The organism is Arthrobacter sp. StoSoilB22 (assembly GCF_019977315.1).
Taxonomy (GTDB): domain Bacteria; phylum Actinomycetota; class Actinomycetes; order Actinomycetales; family Micrococcaceae; genus Arthrobacter.
This window is the reverse complement of sequence record NZ_AP024652.1, coordinates 650301-671167: the sequence shown is the minus strand read 5'-3', so window position 1 is coordinate 671167 and position 20867 is coordinate 650301. Positions and strand designations below refer to the sequence as shown.

19 protein-coding genes, 1 tRNA gene and 1 other RNA gene are annotated in these 20867 nt (G+C 63.9%); 14 read left to right on the top strand and 7 right to left on the bottom strand.

All coding sequences use genetic code 11. The features are described 5' to 3' along the window. Positions 1 to 40: 40 nt before the first annotated feature. On the top strand, positions 41 to 967 hold the full coding sequence (locus tag LDN70_RS03235; RefSeq protein ID WP_166841318.1) for a LysR family transcriptional regulator: 927 nt from the start codon (positions 41 to 43) through the stop codon (positions 965 to 967). Here LDN70_RS03235 and LDN70_RS03230 read toward each other — a convergent pair. Both LDN70_RS03230 and LDN70_RS03225 read right to left on the bottom strand, forming a co-directional pair. After that, on the bottom strand, positions 964 to 1932 hold the full coding sequence (locus LDN70_RS03230; protein ID WP_223941710.1) for an acyltransferase family protein: 969 nt from the start codon (positions 1930 to 1932) through the stop codon (positions 964 to 966). The genes LDN70_RS03235 and LDN70_RS03230 overlap by 4 nt on opposite strands. Before the next feature lie 190 nt (positions 1933 to 2122). Further along, a tRNA-Ser gene (locus tag LDN70_RS03225) sits at positions 2123 to 2207 on the bottom strand. Positions 2208 to 2511: 304 nt separating this feature from the next. Between LDN70_RS03225 and LDN70_RS03220 the strand changes: the two genes are divergently transcribed. From LDN70_RS03220 to LDN70_RS03200, 5 genes are all read left to right on the top strand, one after another. Then, complete coding sequence (locus LDN70_RS03220) at positions 2512 to 2835, top strand: YqfO family protein (RefSeq protein WP_223941709.1); 324 nt, start codon at positions 2512 to 2514, stop codon at positions 2833 to 2835. Between the two features lie 88 nt (positions 2836 to 2923). Further along, positions 2924 to 3020: signal recognition particle sRNA small type (gene ffs, locus LDN70_RS03215), an RNA gene on the top strand. A gap of 33 nt (positions 3021 to 3053) precedes the next feature. Then, positions 3054 to 6113, top strand: a complete 3060-nt coding sequence (locus LDN70_RS03210) for a DNA polymerase III subunit gamma and tau (protein WP_223941708.1) — start codon at positions 3054 to 3056, stop codon at positions 6111 to 6113. Between the two features lie 33 nt (positions 6114 to 6146). Beyond that, positions 6147 to 6746, top strand: a complete 600-nt coding sequence (gene recR, locus LDN70_RS03205; protein ID WP_142936756.1) for a recombination mediator RecR — start codon at positions 6147 to 6149, stop codon at positions 6744 to 6746. A 36-nt stretch (positions 6747 to 6782) separates the two neighbouring features. Next, complete coding sequence (locus LDN70_RS03200; RefSeq protein ID WP_223941707.1) at positions 6783 to 7370, top strand: dihydrofolate reductase family protein; 588 nt, start codon at positions 6783 to 6785, stop codon at positions 7368 to 7370. On the opposite strand, the gene LDN70_RS03195 is transcribed toward LDN70_RS03200, so the two are convergent. Further along, positions 7367 to 8455 (bottom strand): hypothetical protein, encoded by a 1089-nt coding sequence (locus LDN70_RS03195; RefSeq protein ID WP_223942583.1) that lies wholly within the window; start codon positions 8453 to 8455, stop codon positions 7367 to 7369. The genes LDN70_RS03200 and LDN70_RS03195 overlap by 4 nt on opposite strands. A 103-nt stretch (positions 8456 to 8558) precedes the next feature. Between LDN70_RS03195 and LDN70_RS03190 the strand changes: the two genes are divergently transcribed. Both LDN70_RS03190 and LDN70_RS03185 read left to right on the top strand, forming a co-directional pair. Further along, positions 8559 to 9086 (top strand): DUF427 domain-containing protein, encoded by a 528-nt coding sequence (locus tag LDN70_RS03190; protein WP_223941706.1) that lies wholly within the window; start codon positions 8559 to 8561, stop codon positions 9084 to 9086. 144 nt (positions 9087 to 9230) lie between these two features. Beyond that, the gene (locus tag LDN70_RS03185; protein ID WP_142936760.1) at positions 9231 to 10577 is read left to right on the top strand and encodes an aspartate kinase; all 1347 of its coding nucleotides are present in this window, start codon (positions 9231 to 9233) and stop codon (positions 10575 to 10577) included. 70 nt (positions 10578 to 10647) lie between these two features. Here LDN70_RS03185 and LDN70_RS03180 read toward each other — a convergent pair whose 3' ends face one another. Next, a complete protein-coding gene (locus LDN70_RS03180; RefSeq protein ID WP_223941705.1) occupies positions 10648 to 11244 on the bottom strand; it encodes a TetR/AcrR family transcriptional regulator in 597 nt (198 codons plus the stop codon). Positions 11245 to 11353: 109 nt separating this feature from the next. Here LDN70_RS03180 and LDN70_RS03175 point away from each other — a divergent pair, with 109 nt between their 5' ends. Together LDN70_RS03175 and LDN70_RS03170 are read left to right on the top strand one after the other, a co-directional pair. Then, positions 11354 to 13849 carry a beta-glucosidase family protein gene (locus tag LDN70_RS03175; RefSeq protein ID WP_223941704.1) on the top strand — a complete coding sequence of 832 codons (2496 nt, stop codon included), beginning with the start codon at positions 11354 to 11356 and terminating at the stop codon, positions 13847 to 13849. Positions 13850 to 14004: 155 nt separating this feature from the next. Continuing rightward, complete coding sequence (locus tag LDN70_RS03170) at positions 14005 to 14304, top strand: DUF4193 domain-containing protein (protein ID WP_142936764.1); 300 nt, start codon at positions 14005 to 14007, stop codon at positions 14302 to 14304. 123 nt (positions 14305 to 14427) lie between these two features. Here LDN70_RS03170 and LDN70_RS03165 read toward each other — a convergent pair whose 3' ends face one another. Both LDN70_RS03165 and LDN70_RS03160 read right to left on the bottom strand, forming a co-directional pair. After that, entirely contained in the window at positions 14428 to 14658 is a 231-nt protein-coding gene (locus tag LDN70_RS03165; protein ID WP_166841310.1) for a hypothetical protein, read from the bottom strand. A 99-nt stretch (positions 14659 to 14757) separates the two neighbouring features. Beyond that, complete coding sequence (locus tag LDN70_RS03160; RefSeq protein ID WP_374206957.1) at positions 14758 to 14952, bottom strand: hypothetical protein; 195 nt, start codon at positions 14950 to 14952, stop codon at positions 14758 to 14760. Positions 14953 to 15097: 145 nt separating this feature from the next. Between LDN70_RS03160 and LDN70_RS03155 the strand changes: the two genes are divergently transcribed. From LDN70_RS03155 to LDN70_RS03140, 4 genes are all read left to right on the top strand, one after another. Beyond that, positions 15098 to 15565 (top strand): MarR family winged helix-turn-helix transcriptional regulator, encoded by a 468-nt coding sequence (locus LDN70_RS03155; protein WP_223941703.1) that lies wholly within the window; start codon positions 15098 to 15100, stop codon positions 15563 to 15565. Positions 15566 to 15676: 111 nt separating this feature from the next. Then, positions 15677 to 16198: an SSI family serine proteinase inhibitor gene (locus tag LDN70_RS03150; RefSeq protein ID WP_142936768.1), complete on the top strand. Its 522-nt coding sequence runs from the start codon at positions 15677 to 15679 to the stop codon at positions 16196 to 16198. Next, entirely contained in the window at positions 16185 to 17123 is a 939-nt protein-coding gene (locus LDN70_RS03145) for a 3-methyladenine DNA glycosylase (RefSeq protein ID WP_142936769.1), read from the top strand. The genes LDN70_RS03150 and LDN70_RS03145 overlap by 14 nt, the downstream gene beginning before the upstream one ends. Positions 17124 to 17152: 29 nt before the next feature. Continuing rightward, complete coding sequence (locus tag LDN70_RS03140; RefSeq protein ID WP_223941702.1) at positions 17153 to 17572, top strand: serine protease inhibitor; 420 nt, start codon at positions 17153 to 17155, stop codon at positions 17570 to 17572. A gap of 69 nt (positions 17573 to 17641) precedes the next feature. Here LDN70_RS03140 and LDN70_RS03135 read toward each other — a convergent pair whose 3' ends face one another. Further along, complete coding sequence (locus LDN70_RS03135; RefSeq protein ID WP_502773759.1) at positions 17642 to 20818, bottom strand: S8 family serine peptidase; 3177 nt, start codon at positions 20816 to 20818, stop codon at positions 17642 to 17644. Between the last annotated feature and the right edge of the window lie 49 nt (positions 20819 to 20867).

Below are 20867 nucleotides of genomic sequence, written 5' to 3'. Positions count from 1 at the left end.
ATGAATATTCATTACTCATCCCGAATCTTTGGAGGCTGCCGTGCTGGACGTCCGCAGGCTGCGTTTGCTGCACGAATTGAAGATCCGCGGAACCCTCGCCGAGGTAGCCGATGCGATGCAGTACAGCCCCTCTTCGGTGTCGCAGCAGCTGACGCTATTGGAGAAGGAAGCGGGGGTGGAACTGCTGCGAAAAGCGGGGCGTCGGGTGCAGTTGACTCCGCAGGCGGAGATCCTGGTGGCCCACACCGCTGCGCTGCTGGAAACCTTGGAGCGAGCCGAAACTGAGCTCGCGGCATCGCTGTCCACGGTGACCGGGACCGTGCGCCTGGCGGTGTTCCAGTCCGCGGCACTGGCGTTGCTGCCTGAGTTCCTCACCATCATGCGCCAGGAGTATCCCGAGGTACGCGTGGAGATGACACAGCGCGAACCGGAGACCGCACTCTACGAAACGTGGGCGCGGGACTTCGACCTTGTGGTGGCCGAGCAATACCCGGGCCACGCGGCCCCGCACCATAGCGGCCTGGACCGGGTTACCCTTACCAGCGACGCCATCCGGCTGGCCACTCCCCCCGTAGGACTTGGCGGCGAAACCGTAGCCACCCTCGCTGACACGGCGTCCATGCCGTGGGTCATGGAACCCCGCGGCGCAGCATCCCGGCATTGGGCAGAGCAGGCCTGCCGGTCCGCGGGATTCGAGCCGGACGTGCGCTACGAAACAGCCGACCTCCAAGCCCAAATCCGGCTCATCGAATCCGGGAACGCCGTGGCACTCATGCCGGACCTCGTGTGGACCGGCCGCAGCCGCACAGTCCAACTCCTGGACCTTCCCGGCCTGCCGGAGCGAACCGTGTTCACCTCCACCAGGACGGCCGGCCGGATCCACCCGGCAATTCTGGCCTGCCGGGAAGTGCTGGAACGGGTGGCCGCCGCTCAGCAGAAAGATACCGAGCAGCAGGCTGACGGCTAACCCACAAGCCAGCGGCGGAGCGGCGACCGGAGCACCAGTAAGGCGAGAGCAAAGGGCACCGCCAAAGCTACAACGGCGTCCAAGATCGCTCCCGACGCAGGCGTGTTGAGCAGGTAGAGGAAAAATGCGTGGGTGAGAACAACCACCAGCCCGGCGGAGGCCAGCTGGATCGTCAGGCGATTCACTGCCGGGCCAACCCCGCGGTACAGCGCTGCGAAGACAAGAATCAGCCCCAGGCTCATTGCTGATGCGTTGACCACGCTCAACGCGACCGTGCCGAAGTCGCCGTCTTTCATGTTCAGCGGCCGCACCGCACCGCCCACCGTCAGGGCAACGCCGGCAAGTACCAGACCCACGCCCACGGCGGTTCTATAGCGAACGCGTGGGACCATGGCAGGCAAAGCGCGACCGACGAGGACGAACACCAGGCACGGCACTGCCAAAGCTATTCCCAGCGGCGTCCTTGCCATCACCTCCCCCGCAATAACGCTTGCTGCCAGCCCCATTCCAGCGATGATCCACGCAACCCACGCCGGAAAGCGTTCCAGCCAGCGGCACAGCACAGCCGTGAAAAAGAGGACCGGTACAAACCAGAATGCGGAGTATGGTCGCACCGCGAAAGCTCCGCCGTAGACTGCATTTCGGAGTGCTTCGACGGGTAGGGATCCGCCGCGCAGGTACTCCACGGAAGCGAACGCGACACTGATGACGGCCAGCCAAGCAACGTACGGGACCAGGAGCGTCTTGGAGCGGCGGGTGATCTCATCGCGCACCGTCCGGCCCGGTTTCCATAGATAGCCCGTCAGGATGAAAAATACGGGGACATGCCACGCGAACAGGGCGTCAGTGAACGGCCCGGCCGTCCAGACATGCCCAACCACTACGGCAGCGATTCCGATAAGCCTGATTGCGTCCAGGTCCGCCGCCCGAGCCCGACTCGGCAGGGCCGCACTAAGGTCCGACACCGGATCCCCTCTGGTTGCGAACAAGTCCACGCAATCCTAGGAGGGCATAGAGGTCCGGCAAAGCGCGTCATAGGACAAATGGCGTGCTCGGAATGTGCGGACCTTATGCCGGAAAACCATCATGGCGGGAGCCGAATTTTGGGCAAAGAGAAAGGCTCCGGGATCACGTGGATCCCGGAGCCTTTTTCGGCGGAGAATGGGGGATTTGAACCCCCGAGGGCGTTAACCCAACACGCGTTCCAGGCGTGCGCCATAGGCCGCTAGGCGAATTCTCCTTGCTTCCGATTCGAAAGCAGATACTACTGTACCTGAGAATTTCGGCATCGTGTAATCGGGCTGATTTGCCACGTCCAAGCACCCTCGAAGGAGGGCTCGTTAACGGAAAAATGGACGCCCCCAACGCGCCCATTCTTGCGGTACAACGTTGAGCTGCCGGGTCCGGCCCCTCGCTCCCAGGCCCCGCAGCTCACAATCTTGAGATTGCCCCAATCGGTGTACATACCCATGGTCCGCTGAGGCCGGGTGATTTGCAATGGTTGAGACCTGTTTGTAGCCGAAGTTTGTTGACAGGATGTCCCCATGACGCAGCTCCACGCCTTGGTGGTTTACGTACCAGAGACCCACAGTGAAGAGGTCCTCCTGGCCATCGGCGACGCCGGCGGGGGCCGAATAGGGAACTACTCGCACTGCGCCTTCACCGCACCGGGCACGGGGCGCTTCACGCCTCTGCCGGGAGCACGGCCCGCTATCGGCGAGGTTGGGATTGAGGAGCAGGTGCCCGAAGTACGTGTTGAGTGCGTGGTCGAGGAGGACAGGCTCGACGGCGTGGTGCTGGCTCTGCGGGCGGCGCACCCTTACGAGGAGCCGGCTTTCATGACGTGGCCGGTGAATGGGTGGCGGTGATTTACGCATCCTAACCACCCGCCGTCGAGCCTTATCCACAGCCCTTCGAGCCGATTCGAACCCCAACCCAAGTTCGGGTAAGCTTGTCGACGGCCCCTCATGTGGCGTCATCCTGTTGAACTCCCCCAGGACCGGAAGGTAGCAAGGGTAGATGGGCTCTGGCGGGTGCATGAGGGGTCACTTATTTAAATGTCAGTCTCTATAGGTAGGTTTCACTTGTGACTGTTACAACTGCCCTGTATCGAAGGTATCGCCCGGACTCTTTCGCGGACGTTATCGGGCAGGAACACGTCACGGAGCCGCTGATGACGGCGCTCCGCAAGAACCGTGTGAACCACGCCTACCTCTTCTCCGGCCCCCGCGGCTGCGGCAAGACCACGTCCGCACGCATCCTGGCCCGCTGCCTTAACTGCGCCGAGGGACCCACCGACACCCCCTGCGGCCTGTGCCCCAGTTGCATCGAACTCGCACGCGGCGGCTCCGGCTCGCTGGATGTCATCGAGATCGATGCCGCCAGCCACGGTGGCGTTGACGACGCCCGCGATCTCCGCGAACGCGCAACGTTCGCCCCGGTTCGTGACCGCTACAAGATCTTCATCATTGACGAGGCCCACATGGTCACGTCGGCCGGCTTCAACGCACTGCTCAAGATCGTCGAAGAGCCGCCGGAACACATCAAGTTCATCTTCGCCACCACGGAGCCGGACAAGGTCATCGGGACCATTCGCTCCCGCACGCACCACTACCCCTTCCGGCTGGTGCCACCCGAGCCGCTCATGCAGTACCTCGAACTCCTTTGCCAGCAGGAGAATGTTCCTGTCGCTCCCGGCGTTCTTTCGCTGGTCATCCGCGCAGGCGGCGGTTCCGTTCGCGACACCTTGTCCGTCCTGGACCAGCTCATGGCCGGCGCCGGACCAAACGGCCTGGATTACGAGCTCGCTGTTGCCCTGCTCGGCTACACGCACGCTTCCTTGCTGGATGACATCGTGGACGCCGTCGCAGCGTCCGACGCCGCAGTGGTCTTCAAAGCCGTGGACCGCGTCATCCAAACCGGCCACGATCCCCGGCGCTTCGTTGAAGACCTTCTGGAGCGTTTCCGCGACCTCATCATTGTCCAAGCGATGCCCGAGAGCGCGCAGGCCATCCTCCGCGGTATGCCGGCGGACCAGATCGCCCGGATGCGCAACCAGGCAACCAACCTTGGGGCAGCCGAGCTGTCCCGGGCTGCAGACGTCACCAATACCGCGCTCACGGAAATGACCGGGGCCACATCGCCGCGCCTCCACCTTGAGCTGTTGTGTGCCCGCATCCTCCTGCCCAGTTCCGAGCAGACGGAGCGGGGTATCGCGGCCCGCATCGACCGCGTGGAACGGCGCCTGAATTACGCGGGCGACGCCGGCGCACCGGCTGTCGCTGCCGGCCCACCCGCAGCTGCGGCTACCTCGCAGGCAGCTGCGCCGCTCGCCCCGGCAACTCCGGTAACTCCGGCGCCAGCGGAAGCCCCTGCCGCCGCGGCCCCCGCCGCTCCCGAGCCGTCAACCAGTAGTGGATCACGCGACGCCATTACAGCACCGCGAGTATCCACCAGCGATTGGCCCATCGAAGATCGTCCGGCTGCTGAACGATCTTCCCGGGCTGCTGCACCGGAAGCTGCTGCGGCCCAAGCCGCTCCTGTCCCGGCACCAGCACACCAAACCCCACCTGTTCAAGCTCTCACCCCTCCCCCGTCGCAGGCAGCTCCGCAGGTTCAGCGGGCAGCCCCGGCGCAGGCAACGGCGACGCACCAGGCAGCGCCGCAGCCTGCCGTTCAGGCGCCAGCTCCGGCTCCAGCTCCGGCGCAGGCCCCAGCACCAGCTCCAGCTCCGGCGCAGGCCCAGGCTCCGACCCCAGGTGGCAGCGGCGACGTGGAGGCTCTGCGCCGTGCATGGCCGGACGTTCTTCAGACGCTGACCAAGATCAAGCGCAGTACCTGGGCTCTCGTGGAACCGAATGCCCAAGTGGCCCAATTCGACGGCCAGGTGCTGACGTTGGCATTCACCACGGGCGGTCTTGCTGGTGCGTTCGGGCGTGCGGATCACTCCGAGAACCTTCGGCAGGCGATTCATAAGACCATCGGCATCGACTGCCAGATCGTCGCGGTCGCTGGCGGCAACAGCTCAGCGAGCTCTGAGCCAAACCCAAAAGCACCTACTAGCCGGGACATTCCGGCTGCTGCGGCACCAGCAAGCGCCCAGGCGTCGGCTGGTGCCGGGTCCCCTGTGGAAACAGCAGCAGATGTTACGTCAGCCACCGCGGACGCAGCCTCGACGCCGGCGCCGGTGTCAGCTGTCGACTCCGCCTGGGGTCTCGCACCCGCTTCGGCGACGGCGGCATCCGCACCGGCCGCCACGCCAGTAGCTCCCCCACAGGCTGCTGCACCGGCAGCTGCAGTGGCACCGGAAGCCGTCCCGGCCCCGGCTCCCGAGCCCTCCGGCGATTACTCGTACCCTGACGACGATTGGGGTCCGCCGCTGGACGAAGACGCGCCGCCTCTGGATGAAGAGCCTCCTGCGGATTGGGAGCCGCCTTCGGGCTACGGCCGTACCAGCACGCAATCGGCTGCCCCCGCAGCGGCCAGCCCGTCCCAGGCAGCACGTGGCAACGCGTCCGAGGATCCGTGGTCCCGTGCAGTCGAGCAAGCGCCTGGGACGTGGGTTGTAGGCACCGAGTCCAATGTGGGCAGGAAACCCGCCGAAGCGGCCCAAGATGTCGCCCCGGCAACGGACGCCCCTGACTACGAACCCGCCGCAGCGCAGGTGCCGGAAGCAGCCACCGCTGCCTACGGCCATCCCACCAACGCGGAGCAGAACCCGAGCTCCAGCTGGGACGTCGCACCGGCGTCGAGCTGGCCCGCGACCCAATCGATGCCCGCCCCGGCAAGTAGCGCCGCCCCGTCTGCCAGCAACGCACCGGCAACCTGGCCATCCTTGGCGACGCAACCCGAGGAAGCGCACGGTTCGGTAGCCACACTGGAGGAGGCCGCGCCGTCGGGAAGTCCGAATGGTCGCCAGAGCCTGTACCAGCGGTTGACCAACAGCCCCGAAGCCCAAGCGGGCCGTGTTCAGGCACCCGCACGGACCCAGGCAGCCCCCGCCTCCGTGACGGAGGACATTCCCAGTCCGGAAGACGAAACCATCGAAGAATCCCGTGTCTTTGGGCGGGCTGCCGTGGAGCGTATTCTGGGCGGGAAGCTGATTGAAGAGCGCGCCTTGGACGGTTCTCCCCTGCAGCCCCGCTGACTCCAGCATTGATTTCAACCTAACGAGGACATTGTGTACGAAGGTGCAGTTCAAGAGCTGATTGATGAGCTCGGCCGGCTTCCCGGTGTGGGCCCCAAATCAGCGCAGCGCCTGGCGTTCCACATTCTTGAGGCCGATCCTGAGGATATGAAGCGCCTGGTCACGGCCATCACCACGGTCAAGGAACGGGTGAAGTTCTGCACCGTGTGCTTTAACGTGACCGAGCAGGAAACGTGCAATATCTGCCGCGACCAGCGTCGTGATCCGTCGGTCATCTGCGTCGTGGAAGAGTCCAAGGACGTCCTGGCCGTTGAGCGCACGCGGTCCTTCCGCGGCCGTTATCACGTGCTGGGCGGGGCAATTAATCCCATCGCAGGCGTCGGTCCGGAGCAGTTGCGCATTCGTGAACTCCTCACGCGCCTCAACGACGGCGCCATCCAGGAAATCATCATCGCCACGGACCCCAACCTTGAGGGCGAAGCTACAGCCACTTACCTTGCCCGCATGCTCAAGTCGATAGGCATCACCGTGACTCGGCTGGCCTCCGGCCTTCCCGTAGGCGGGGACCTGGAGTACGCGGACGAAGTCACGCTCGGCAGGGCGTTCGAGGGCAGGCGCAACGCGCTGTTGTAGTCTCGCAGTCACAACATCAACCGTGATTGGGGTCCCGTGCGAGAACTTGTGTACTACGTTGCTGTGAGCCTGGACGGCTATATTGCCGGCCCTGGAGGCGAGTTTGACGCGTTTCCGGTGGAGGGCGACCACATGGCCGCCTTGAATGCGCGGTTCTCAGATGCCATTCCCACTGCGATTGCCGACGCCTTTGGCATCGAACGCACCGGGACCATGTTCGACACCGTGGTGATGGGCTGGAATACCTACGCGGTGGGCCTGCCGGTGGGCATGACAAGCCCGTATCAGCATCTGCAGCAGGTGGTTTTCTCGCGGACCCGGACTGGGGCAGACATTCCTGGCGAGCACCCGAACCTGACGTTGACGTCCGAGGACCCGGTGGAAGTGGTGCGCCGGTTGAAATCCGGGCCGGGCAACTCCATCTGGCTGTGCGGCGGTGGCACGTTGGCCACCCGGCTTTCCGGGGAGATCGACAGGCTGGTGCTCAAACGCAACCCGCTCCTCTTTGGCGACGGCATCCCACTGTTTGCGCCCGGCGCCTATCAGCCCAGCGCCTTCGATGAGGTTTCGACGACGGCGTTCGGCTCGGGCGTGGTGGTTTCCGAGTACGTGCGACGGGGCTAGCCGGAACGCGGACTAGTTCGCAGCCTCCTCGCAGCCAGCCAGCGTCCCGGAACCAGCACCAGCGCGGCCGTGAGTGCCTGCAGCACCAAGCCTGTCAGCGCCACTGGCATGGACGGCGCACGGCTGGTGCTTGATTCTCCGCGGAGGCACGGCACTTCTCGTGATGGACCGTCGGCTGCAGACTGCAGCCCGGCCAGGACCCAGCCCAGTTCGTTGTCGTTGGAGACAAAGTCCGCCCCGATGCTGCCCAGGAGCAGGGCGGGATTCGCGGCAGAGATCCATGCCACCCGTTCGGTGTGGGATACCTCCACAGGCCGGAGCTCGCCCACACATTCGTAGGCAATGACCCGCCCCGCACCGTCCCGCTCCACATTCACCGGTACTGACGCCTGGTCCATTCCGGTGGTGCCAGGAAGCAGCAGGGCCGTGACAACAACGTTGCCTAAGCAGAGGAATGCCACCACTACGGCGGCCAACGCCGCACCCGGCGCCGCTGTGGCAAAGCACGTCCGTGCACCTGCACCGATCAGCCCGAACAGGGCTACTTCGAGGACAATCACCACGACGGCGGCACCGGTCAGCGCGGTCGGCCCACCCACACTGCTGCCCACCCCGAGCAGGAAACAACCGGCCAGTGCAGCCAACGCCATCCCTCGCATGGCGCCTGACAGCAGAAGAACGGGTATGCGCCCATGGGAATGACGGAAGCCCCACATCGCGCCTAACACGGCGGCGGCAAGTGCCAGGAACACCGCCGTGATCAGGTAGATGGCGCTTGGAACCCTGACGTCGAACCACCCGTTGGCTTCCCCTACCGCAATCACAGCGGCAGCTGATCCCCAAGCGGCCGCAATCCCCAAGGCGCAGGCCACCCAGAACCTCCACGAGGTAAAAGATGTCCGGGCGCTGTGCCATGCAACGGCCACGGCTGTCCCGAACTGCGGGGCGGGTCTGCCCGGAGACCCAGTCCTTGGACTGGTGCGATCAAAGCCGGAGGGCTGATCGTCGATCACGCCGCCGATCACTTCGTATTCGGGTTCATGGGTTGGACCCGGACCGCGTGGGCGGTCAGGAACGCCGGCCATCGCCACTCGCACTCCTCATGAATGGATGGTACGCCGGGCACGCTGCCACGGATACGCCCAAAACTTCACGGGGAGATCCCAGCCAAGCGTGCCACTATGGGACATGGTCTCCAGTGGCAGAGTTTCCGGCGTCTTCCGGCGCCCCCGTCCCATCAAGCCGGCCCCCGGTCAGGAATCGGTGTGGGACTATCCGCGCCCGCCCCGGGTTGAGCCGCGTGCCGAGCGGGTTGTGGTGCGGCTGGGAGGTCAGGTGATCGTAGACACCACCGATGCTGTGAGGGTGTTGGAAACCAGCCATCCTCCTGTCTATTACGTGCCGTTGGATGCCTTCCCGGAAGGTGTTCTTATTCCTGTTGGGGGCACCACATTCTGCGAATTCAAGGGGCAGGCGAGCTATTTCACTATCGCTGCCGGCGGGACGGTTGTTGAGCGCGGCGGTTGGACGTACCCACACCCGACCCGGGGCTTCGAGGCCCTGAGCACACGGGTGGCCCTGTATCCGGAAAACATGGAAGCCTGCACGGTGGACGGTGAGCAGGTGACGTTCCAGGAAGGCGGCTTTTATGGCGGCTGGATCACCCGGCAGATTGTGGGCCCGTTCAAGGGCGGTCCGGGCACGGCCGGATGGTAGAGGGATGGGGTGGCCGCTATGTGGTCACAATTCCTACCAGCCCTGCACACGGCGATAAACTGGGCAAATAAGCTACGCAGGCGTGCTCAAATTTGGATTTGGCACGCCGCGTTCGAACCCTATTGATGCAGTGAGGGTGCGCGCATGACTATGCCCACTACCGAAGTGAAGATCGACGAGCTCTCCAACGAGGCTGCCATTACCAAGCAGCTGATCGTTCAAAAGTTCGGCGGTTCCTCGGTTGCCGATGCTGATGGCATCAAGCGGGTCGCTCAGCGCGTCGTGGATGCGCAGAAGGCCGGCAACGAGGTTGTGGTTGTTGTTTCCGCAATGGGCGACACCACTGATGAACTCCTGGACCTTGCAAGCCAGGTCACCGACTCGGCTCCAGCCCGTGAAATGGACATGCTGTTGTCCGCCGGTGAGCGAATTTCCATGGCCTTGCTCGCCATGGCCATCAACAAGTTCGGCGCCTCAGCGCAATCGTTTACAGGCTCCCAGGCCGGCATGATTACCGACGGCATCCACGGCAAGGCCCGGATTATTGATGTCGATCCTCACCGCATCCGCACCGCTCTGGACAAGGGTCACATTGCGATTGTGGCAGGTTTCCAGGGCATGAGCCGCATCACCAACGAGATCACCACCTTGGGCCGCGGTGGCTCGGACACTACCGCTGTTGCCTTGGCTGCGGCTCTCGAAGCTGACGTCTGCGAAATCTACACGGACGTGGACGGCATTTACACCGCCGACCCCCGCGTCGTCAGCAGCGCCCAGAAGATCGAACGTATCTCCAGCGAGGAAATGCTGGAGTTGGCCGCTTCCGGTGCCAAGATCCTGCACCTGCGTTGCGTGGAGTACGCCCGCCGTTTCGGTGTGCCCCTGCACGTCCGCTCGTCATTCAGCCAGAACGAAGGCACCTGGGTCATCCCCGGCGCCGACGAAAAGTTCACTATTCAAGAGGGAGTTGCCTTGGAGCAGCCAATCATCTCCGGCGTTGCACACGACCGGTCCGAAGCCAAGGTCACTGTGGTGGGCGTACCGGACATCCCCGGCAAGGCAGCTGCAATCTTCCAGGTGATCGCAGATGCGCACTCGAACATCGACATGATCGTCCAGAACGTCTCCACCCACGGCACCGGCCGCACGGACATCTCGTTCACCCTTCCCATTGTTGAAGGTGCGGACGCCCTGGCCGCCCTGCGCGCCGCCGAGGGCCAGATCGGCTTCGAGAGCATCGAGTACAACGAGCACGTGGGCAAGCTCTCCCTCATCGGAGCAGGCATGCGCTCACACCCCGGCGTTTCGGCCACGTTCTTCAAGGCCCTCTCTGACGCCGGCATCAACATTGACATGATCTCCACCTCGGAAATCCGTATCTCCGTGGTTACCAGCGCTGACGCCTTGGATGATGCCGTGCGCGCCATCCACAATGCGTTCGAGCTCGACGGCGACGCTGAGGCTACCGTCTACGGCGGCACCGGCCGCTAGGGAACCACGGTAACGCCCCCCAGTACGTAGCAGATAAGGCCGTTCTGAGCTCTCAGAACGGCCTTATCTGTCACTCAGTTGGGTGGGTGGGCGCCAGCAGGACATCCACCAACTGGGTCAGCCCTTGGGCCATATCCACGGATTTGTCATAGAGCCACTGCAGCTGCAGGCCGTCAAAGGCGGCCACTGTCAGCCTGGCCAGCATCACGGCGTCGACGTCGGTGCGTACCTCGCCGGCCTTCTGCCGCCGCTCAATGTCAGCAGCTACGTCCCGAATCACGGTCTCGTAACGGTCCTTGAAGTACGCGTGGGAGTCGTGCCCTGGGTCATTGGCAGTTGCCGAGGCAACCGCGTAGAGGGTAGTCAGCCCCGGCTCCCGCTCGTTCCGCTCGGCGATGCCCGGCATAAGGGCCAGCCCCACCTCGGATTCGCCGCCAAGGGCCAGGGAGCGACGATCCCGTTCGGCCAGGACCGCAGTGAGAAGTTCCTGCTTCCCTTTGAAGTAGTGGAACAGCGTTGCTTCCTTAACGCCCACCAGCTCGGCGACGCGTTTGAGGGCTGTTCCCTCAAATCCTTCGGTTGCGAAGACGTCGGTGGCGGTCTGGATGATCTGTTCGCGGCGTTCCGCTCCCTTGGCGTATTGGCCGCGGGCCCTCGAAGTTGGCATTGGCTCAGTCTATTTCAGGGGCACTTGAGCTAAAAACCTAGTCACACTAGATTTTAGCGGTTAGAGTTCTAGGTAGACCCAACGACGGGCATAGAAGGAGCAGCCACCCATGAATCCCACACTCGCAGCTGCCGTCACGGCACCGCAGGCCGGATCCCCGGACGCCGAAGCGAAGATCCGTGAACTCGCCACGAGTCTGTCCCTTGAGCAGCAGGTCCAATTGCTGACCGGAGCGGACGTCTGGTCCACCCACGCCATCCCGGAGATCGGCCTGTCCCGCATTGTGATGTCTGACGGCCCGGCAGGCGTCCGCGGCGAAGACTTCGATGAGCGCCACGACTCAGTCTCCTTGCCGTCGTCGTCCGCCTTGTCCGCCACCTGGAGCGTGGAAACCGCCCACCGCTACGGCCAAATCCTGGGCCAGGAGGCCCGCCGCAAAGGCGTCCACGCCGTCCTGGGCCCCACCATCAACCTGCACCGCTCCCCGCTGGGCGGCCGCCATTTCGAATGCATGAGCGAGGACCCCCGGCTCACCGCCACCATGGCTGCCGGCTACGTTGCCGGCGTCCAGTCCATGGGTGTGGGCGCCACCCCCAAGCACTACCTCGCCAACGAGGCTGAGACCGAGCGCTTCACCGCAGACTCCATAGTGGACGAGCGCCCGCTCCGCGAGCTGTACCTAGCCGCCTTCGAGGACGCGATCACCGAGGCCCGCGCCTGGTTGGTGATGAGTTCGTACAACTCCATCAACGGCACCACCGCCAGCGAGAACAAGCTGCTGGAAACGCCACTGTCCACCGAATGGGACTTCGACGGCGTGGTGGTGTCCGACTGGACCGGCGTCCGCTCGATCGACGCAGCCAACGCCCACCAGGACCTGGAAATGCCGGGACCGGTAGGCCACTGGGGACCCAAGCTGCTGGCCGCCGTCAATGATGGCCGCGTGAGCCGTGACGCCATCCTGGAGAAGGTCACCCGCATCCTGCGCCTGGCGGCCCGTGTCGGTTCACTCGAGGGATTCGCGCCCGCAGTCACCCAGCTCCCCACACAACTTGACGGTGCCGCCGTCGCGCGTGAAGTAGCCGTCCGCGGCGCCGTGCTGGTCCGCAATAAGGGGCTCCTGCCTCTGGATGCCAAAATGCTAAGCAGCGTGGCCGTGATCGGCCACAACGCTGACGAAGCCCGCACCCAGGGCGGCGGCAGCGCCACGGTGATGCCCAAGTACACCGTCTCGCCGTTGGAGGGGCTGCGGAAGGCACTGCCCGACGACGTCACGGTCGCCTACGCGCGCGGCGCCAAGTTTGCCGAGGGCATCCAGGCGTTCCCCCGCGCCTCCCTGCACAATCCGGTCTCCGACGTCCCCGGAATCCGCGTGACCTTCCTAGCGGAAGACGGCTCGGAGATTTCCGGCGAAGACCGTTTGGCTTCGCACTTGATCTGGTTCGGCATCGGAATTCCCGACGGCGCGGCCTCCATCCGCATGGAAGCGGACTGGACAGCAGAAACAGCAGGTGTCCACCACCTTGGCGTCGGCACAGTGGGCCAGATCCGCTTTGTCCTGGACGGCACGGAAGTCTTCAACAGCGAGCTTGAGGACGATACCGAAGTCCTGGGTGCGGCGCTGTTCGATCCGCCCAAAACCGTTCACGCGATCGAAACCACGGCGGGCCAGACGGTCCGCATCGAAGCCGAGTACCAACTGCCAGCCGAACAGATCATCCCGTTCACTGCCATCCTGCTGGGCGAGGAAACCATCGTCACGGACCCGCAGGCGGAAATCGACGCCGCCGTTGAAGCGGCCCGCACGTCCGACGTCGCCGTGGTGGTGGTGGGCACCAACGCCGCCATCGAATCCGAAGGCTTCGACCGCAAAGACCTGAACCTTCCGGGTTACCAAAACCAATTGGTCGACGCCGTTGCCGCAGCCAACCCGCGCACTGTTGTGGTGGTCAACTCGGGCTCCCCGGTACTGATGCCCTGGCTGGACAAGGTGGACGCGGTCCTGCTGGGCTGGTTTGGAGGGCAGGAATTCGGCAACGCAATCGCGGACATCCTCCTGGGTGCCCAAGAGCCGGGAGGACGTCTGCCCACCACCTGGCCTGCCGCATTGGAAGATGTCCCCGTCCTGAACACCACGCCAGTTGCGGGAAAGGTGGTCTATTCCGAGGGCATCCACATCGGTTACCGGGCATGGTTGAAGCAGGAAGCCGAAGGCGGGGCCGCTCCGGCACTCCCGTTCGGTTATGGCCTTGGCTACACGACGTTCGAGTTCGGCAAAGCCCACGCACCCCAGGCGGTGACCGCCGGTAAGGACGTCGTAGTGCACGTCCCCGTCAAGAACACCGGCACCCGCACCGGGCGGGAAGTAGTCCAGGTTTACCTGGAACGCCCCGAATCCGGCGTGGAGAGGCCTGTGCGCTGGCTTGCCGGTTACGCCGGAACCCACCTGGCAGCTAACGGAACCGAGAGTGTGGAAATAAGCATCCCGGCCAAGGCGTTTGCACATTACGACGCCGGCTGGCAGTTTGAGCGGGGTACGTTCCGGTTGTTGGTCGGTCGCCACGCGGCGGACCAATTCCAATCATTGGACATCGAACTCCGGTAACAGATGGGCGAAATCACGCTTGGTGGCGGGTTTTTCTGCCCGTCACCCACGTGGTTTTCGCCACAAGCCGCATAACTGGGGTATGGTATGGAATTTTCGTGGCATGCTGTACGTTGCATACCCGGTAACCCCCTAACACGAAGAGGCATTAAAAAGTGGCAGCCGATTACGACGAACTCCGTACCGATGTAAAAGAGAACCAGGAGCAGTCCCTCCAGGCTCTCCAGTCCGCCAGCGCTCCCACGGCCAAGAGTGTCGTGCTTGAACTGGACGAAACCGATGGCCTCGACGCCAGCGGCCCCGGCGGCGAAATCGTCGCCGAAGAACTGGTCATCCAGGTCATCCCGCAGGCAAATGACGAGTTCACTTGTCACTCCTGCTTCCTGGTTCGCCACCGCTCGCAGATCGCCCGCGAAAAAGATGGCGTCGCCTACTGCACTGACTGCGAAGGCTAAGACGACCCACCACCCCGGCGGACCTAGAGCGTCAGGGAGTGCCGCCGTCGGGATTAAATTGCGGAAGGACCGGAGCAAGCGCTCCGGTCCTTCCGCAGTTCATGGGGTGCTTCCACTGTCCCCCTACAGGCTGTAGTCAGTGGTGGTTGGGCCGGGATCATTGTTCCGGACTGCGTAGTGATGGCCCTCAGAGTCGGTCTCGACGTCGAAGTTCTTCAGATCCGCCTCGGAAGCGGTCTCGAAATCATCGTGCCTGTGCACCACGGGGCTGTCCGTATCGCCGTGGGTTGCCGGTCCAAAAACGGACTGCAGCCGCTCGGTCACGTGGACGAAGCCTTCCATTCTGCGTCCCATGTTTTCCACCTCCTTTCTTACCGGAGAGCGAAAAAGCGGCAGGGCTGGTGCGTGCCGTTCAGTGAGGCAATTTTACGCCCAAAATCCCCGTCGCGGGCGTTACCGCAGGGACTTGTCTTCCGGATTGCGGGGTACCACGTAGGTGCTGCCATCGGGACGGCGGAGGGTTTCCCATTGCTGCGTCTCGGCTTGGCGCTGGGCGAGCAACTTCCGGTTGTCCTCGGTCATCTCATGGTCGAGGGAGCTGCTGTGCGCGGGGCCGAAAATTACCCGGAACTTCCCTGTCGCGCGCATGAATTTCCGTGTAAAGGATTCCTGGGCCACGCGGATCGACTCCTCTTTTAGGCGGTTCAATAAGCACATAGTACGCTAATCATTAGTGCACTAACTAATTGATCTGTGTGCGCTATAGATCTGGCAGCAAGCACAGGAGTCAGCCATGACAGCCACAAAAGAGCCCACCCAGGAGACCGACGACCTCCTCCTCGAACGCCAGCTGTGTTTTGCCCTGACCGTGGCCTCGCGAAGTGTTGTGGGCGTCTACAAGCCTGTGCTGGAACGGCTCGGGCTCACCCATCCCCAGTACTTGGTAATGCTTGCCCTCTGGGAGCGGAGCCCACGGACGCTGAAAGACATCAGCGACAGCCTCCTCCACGACCCCGCCACCCTCTCCCCGCTGCTTCGCCGCCTGGAGGAAGCCGAACTCATTACCCGCGAGCGCGTTCCGGGCAACGAGCGGGCATTGGCCGTCAAGCTGACAGATAAAGGCGCTGCACTCCGCGATCAGGCCACAGCAGTTCCGGGCGAGATCCGTGAGCGCCTGCAACTCAGCCGCGAAGAAGTGGCTGAGCTCCACCAGGCCATGACGGGTTTGATCGCCGCCACCCAACGGCATAACTCGCTTTAACAAACCCGCGCGGCCACTAGCCAAGCACGCTCCCCCGGTGGTCTTCTTGAAGCGAACACGGAAACAGGCACCACTAGTGCCACGTAAAATGAACGCAACCTAGGAGATTCCATGCGCATGCGATTTGTTCGGCCCCTGTTGGCAGTACTGGCCGTCGCCGGCCTCGCCGCATGCTCGGGCACCCCGACACCAGGTTCCACAGGCAGCGCAAGCCAGGCACCGTCGTCGTCGGCCCCCTCCAGCAGCAGCCCCGGCAAGACCGCAACTCCCAGCGCGTCAGCAGCCGCCGGCGCGGGCAACGCCGAGCTGTCCATCACGCTCGTCGAAACCCCGGAGTCCGCTCCCCAAACATTTACGCTCGTCTGTAAGGATGGCGCACCGGCGGCCGAAAGCAGCCACCCATCAGGAGCCGAGGCCTGCAGCACCCTCAAGAGCGGCCCCTCCATCCTGAGCCCGGCCCCCACCCGGACGGACCAAGCCTGCACCATGCAGTACGGCGGCCCGGCAACAGCCAAGGTGACCGGTTCAGTGGACGGCAAGGAAGTCAACGCGTCCTTCAAACGCACGGACGGCTGCCAGATCGCCCTGTGGGACGCCGCGAAGAGCGTCCTCGGATCAGATGGCGGCCTCTAGGCTGCGGCACCTCCCCCAAGAGCAATGGCTCGGGCTGGAGGCAGCCCACCATGCTCGCGTCGCGCAGTACGCCGATCCGTATCTGGCCAGGCGTTCGGCCGGCAAGAAGCACCCCGTGGAGGATTTCCTCTTCACTTACTACACGCAGAAGCCGGGGCAGTTGCAGCGCTGGCACCCCGGACACGGCGTGGTCCTTAGCGGCGAACGCGCCCTTGACCGTGTGACCTGGAAGTTCTACCGAACGCTCGACGACGGCGAACTCGCCTCAGTGGGGCTGGCTCCAGGCACGCCGGCGGTCACCTTTGACCGCGGCGGCTTCCTGGCCGACCGCGCCGAAGCTGTCCGCTTCGCGGGAATCATCCTCTCGGGAACGGCCAAGCGACCGGCACAATTCGGGTGCTTTGGGCTGCACGAGTGGGCCATGGTGTACCGGCAGGAAAAGTTCGAGCTACGGCACGAATACCTGAAGCTGAGGCTCGGCGGCGAGGGCACTGACTCCGTTGTTGAAGAGAACCGCATCCGGTGCTCGCACTTTGACGCTTTCCGCTTCTACACACCGGACGCCACCGCGTTGAATGAGCTCACGCCCACCCGGGAGAACCAGCGCACCATGGAACAGCCAGGTTGCCTGCACGCCAACATGGACCTCTATAAATGGGCGTACAAGTTGACGCCTGCCCTGCCCAGCGAGCTGGTGATGGACGCTTTCGAGTTGTCGTGGCGGATCCGGGCGATGGATATGCAGGCCTCACCCTACGATCTTGAAGAATGGGGCTACCCACCCATCAGGATTGAGACACCGCAGGGCAAGTCCGAGTACGTTGAATACCAGCGGGCTTTCGCGGCCGAATCCCAGGAGCTGCGGGCCCGTGTGCTCCAGGCAGTAGGGCCTCTCTTGGACGAGCTGAGCGGCTTGGCTGCCTGAGCACCCGCCGCCACCAGCGAAAGGTAACCATGGTTTCCGCTAAAGAGAACGACTCCGCCACCAGCGACCCAAACGACAAAGAATACGACGTCGACCTGACTGTCACGCTGACAGAGGCACCTGATGCTGAGCCGCGGGAGTTCCGCCTGCGTTCGATGAACGGTGTGCTGTCCGCGAACGCCGATTCCGTTGATTCAAACCTGCCCGACGCCACGGCAGCGCTGGCCGCCGTGGAGCAGTTCGGCGAGGAAATCTTCTTCCCCGAGCCCCGCCCGGACCGAATCTGCACGCAGCAGTACGGTGGGCCGCAGGTAGCGGTTGTGACGGGCTGGTTCCGTGGCCGGAAGGTCCACAGCCAGTTCAGCAGGACCGATGGCTGCGAGATCGCACGTTGGAAGACGATGGCGTCGCTGTTGGGGAACACCGGTGGTTCTACGGGGGCAAGCTAAGCCCAGTAATAACGGCAGTGGCCGGTGGGAAACCCCACCGGCCACTGCCGTTATTGGATCAAGCGGGAACTAGCCGGCGTTGTTGCTCTGCGTCGGCTCGTCAGCGCGGATCTTGCCGCGGGGCTTCTTGTCCTTTTTGTCCTTCTTGGGGTCTTCTTCATCCGGGACCACGACGGTGCCGCCCGGGTTAACCAGGACGGTGACGAAGCTTGGCTCGCTGGTCCCTGCGAAGGTCAGGCGGCCAATGTAGGAGCCGGGCTCCAGGTTCTTCCAGTTCAGCGAGATCTGACCGGTCTTGCCGTTGGCGAGGCGGATCGGATTCGGCGTCACGGTGGCGTTGCCCTGGTTGGCTCCCAGGACTGCAGCGTCAACAGTGGCCTTGGTGGGCTGGTTGTTGGGGCTCGCGTACAGGTTGGCGTAGACGTAGTAGTCGCCGGCTGCCGGGTTGGGGACGGACAGGGTTTCGCTGGCAGAGGCCGTGGCGGCAGGCAGTTGCTGACCGGAAGGCGTCACCACCAGCATGTCGAAGTCCGCGGCCTCGTTGGAGGAGATAACCGAGAACTTGGCCAGCGCGCTGTTGGCGCCAACGGTCACCTTCTTCACGTAGTTGGACGCGTTGGTTTCGCCGGCAAACGGACCAGGAACCAGCTCGACTGCCGAGGAATCCGCCTTGGACAAGCCATCAATGGTCACACCCACCGGCAGGTTGGTGCCGGAGGTGATGTTGATGGTTGCCGAGCCATTGGGGCCCGTTCCGGTGAAGGCGAGCGCCTTGTCCGCAATGACGGATTGCGGCCGGACGGCGATCGGCGAGGTGACGGTCTTGTTGGCACCCTGCCAGTTCAGCGAACCCATGGCGAACTTGCCCAGCTCGGCGTTCTTGTTTTCGAACTGAACCTTGAACGTCTTCTTCTCACCGGGAGCACCGAACGTCAGTACGGACGGTGTGACCTTGACGTTGACACCCGGGACGTTGGCTGTTGCCCGGTAGGTTCCCGCCGTCAGCGCCGTGAGGGTACGCGTGACTTCGATCTTCCCGGCCAGGTTGCCCAGGGCGAAGGAAGGTACGTTCATGTCGCGGGCAGCTGTGGTGCCGAGCCCCTCCATGCCCAGGTCCATGCCCGTGCCTTGGATGAACTTGAGATAGTCCTCGGTGGTGGCGTCGTACACGAGGCCCGGTGAAAGGACCTTGGCCGGATCAACCTGCCCCGCGCCGGTGGCGAAGACGTCCTTGTTGACGGCGCCGTTGGCCAGCTTGACCGGGCCTGCGGTGGTCATCATGGCGGACTTCACCGTGGCCGGGGACCACTGCGGGTTCTTACCCAGAATCAGTGCGCCGAAACCGGCTACGTGGGGTGAAGCCATGGACGTTCCGGACAGGAAGCCGAAGTTGTCTCCACCGGTTCCGATCGGCGAGACGCCCGCGAGGATGGCGACGCCGGGAGCGGACACGTCAGGCTTCAACAGGTCAGAATCCGTAGCAAGCAGCGGTCCACGGGAGGAGAATCCGGCGATCTGCGGCTGCGCTTCAGCAGGCAGTCCCGTGGTGTCGCGGTTCAGCAGGGACACGGTGACGCCCGGGTTGGCCGTGACCTTGTCCTTGATGGTCTGCGTTGCAGGCGGGTTCACGTGGACGGTGGGGATGACGTGCTTGTCAGTGTCCAGCGAGGATTCCGTGAGGTTCACCAGGATCATGCCCACGCCACCGCCGCGCAGGACCTCGGCGCTCTTGGCCGTTCGGTCAACAACACCACGGTCGCAGACAACAACCTTGCCGGCTACCTTGGCCGGGTCCAGTGAGCCCGGAGCACACAGGGCCGCATTTCCTTGGCCGCTTGCAGCGCTGGTGGACAGCACGACGCCGGCCCCGGTCACCTCGCGGTTCATGATGGACGCTCCGCGGAACTTGCTGCCATCGGAGAACTCAACAGTGCCCTGGAGCTCCTGCGAGAAGGAGGTGGCGGCTACCGTGGTCAGCCACGGCGCTCCGTGGTTCACGGTGCTGGCGGTCGGACCGGAGTTACCGGCCGAGGTTGCCACGAAGATCCCTGCGGAAGCTGCTGAGAGGAACGCCAAGGAAACCGGATCCGTGGTGGTGGTGGTTGAACCCGAAATGGAGTAGTTCAGCACGTCCACGCCGTCCAGGATGGCCTGCTCGATCGCGTCAACTGAAGCGGAGCCGTAGCAACCACCGGTGGCGGGATCGGTGTCTTCCCAGCAGACCTTGTAGACGGCGAGTTTGGCGGCGGGTGCGATCCCGCTGGTGGTTCCGAAGCTGCGGCCATCCACTACGGCGTCAACGTTGGCGTTGCCCGCTGCCGTGCTTGCCGTGTGGGTGCCGTGGCTGTCCACGTCCACAGGAGAGATGACTTCCTCGGAAGCGCGGTTTTCCGGTGGGACTGTTTCCAGGAAGGCGTCCGCGAAGTAGTGGGTGCTGAGGACCTTGGAGTTGCAGGCGCTGCCATCGTAATCCGCGCCGGTATCGGTACCGGGCTGGCATTCGCCCACGAAAGTATCGCCGTCGGCCTTAAGCATGGCGATCTTGCCGTCAGCGGTGCGGTACGGAACCCCTACCTGGGGGTTCCCCACCAGCGGACCAACGGGCTCCCCGGCGAAGAACGGGTTGGAGGGGGTGTACCCGGTATCGATCACGCCAACCACGGTGCCCTTGCCGGCGTTGTCCTGGCCGCCGTATTGGGTAGCCCAGGTCCCGTTGGGGCCGCTGAGCTTGAGGAAGTCGGTGGTGGAGTAGTCCGGAGCGTACTGCGTGTCCGGTGCAACCATGAGGACCTTGGGGTCCTTGGCAAGGTTGATGGCCTGGTCCGCCGTGAGGTTGGCACTGAAGCCGTTGACGGCGGTAGTGAAGTCACGCTTGATGGTGACGTTTTCCTGCTGGGCGACTTCCTGCTGCTTTTGCTGGAGGTGCTGCTGGTATTCCTTTACCTCGGCGCTGTCTGCGTCGAGCTTCTTGCCTTCCTCCGGCTTGGTGGGCGCGAGGCCTGCCGTGCCGCCGTCGTAAGTAGCTGCAGGTTTCTCGGCCAGGACCACCATGTAGCGGCCGTCCTTATAGGCGCTGGGGTCAAGGTTCTTCTTGGCCACGCCTGCACCATTCCCGGGCGCCTCCGGCGCGGGAGCGGCCTGGGCGGGCATCGCCATGGACGAGAGCAACAACGGCAGGCCGACGGCGAGCGCCGCAGCCTTCCGGAGTCCCCCGCTTCTGACGAAGCTCTTTCCTTGTGATTTCACGAGTGGTTGCACCTTTCACTGAGGGAGGACCGGGCTCCATCGCCCAGGC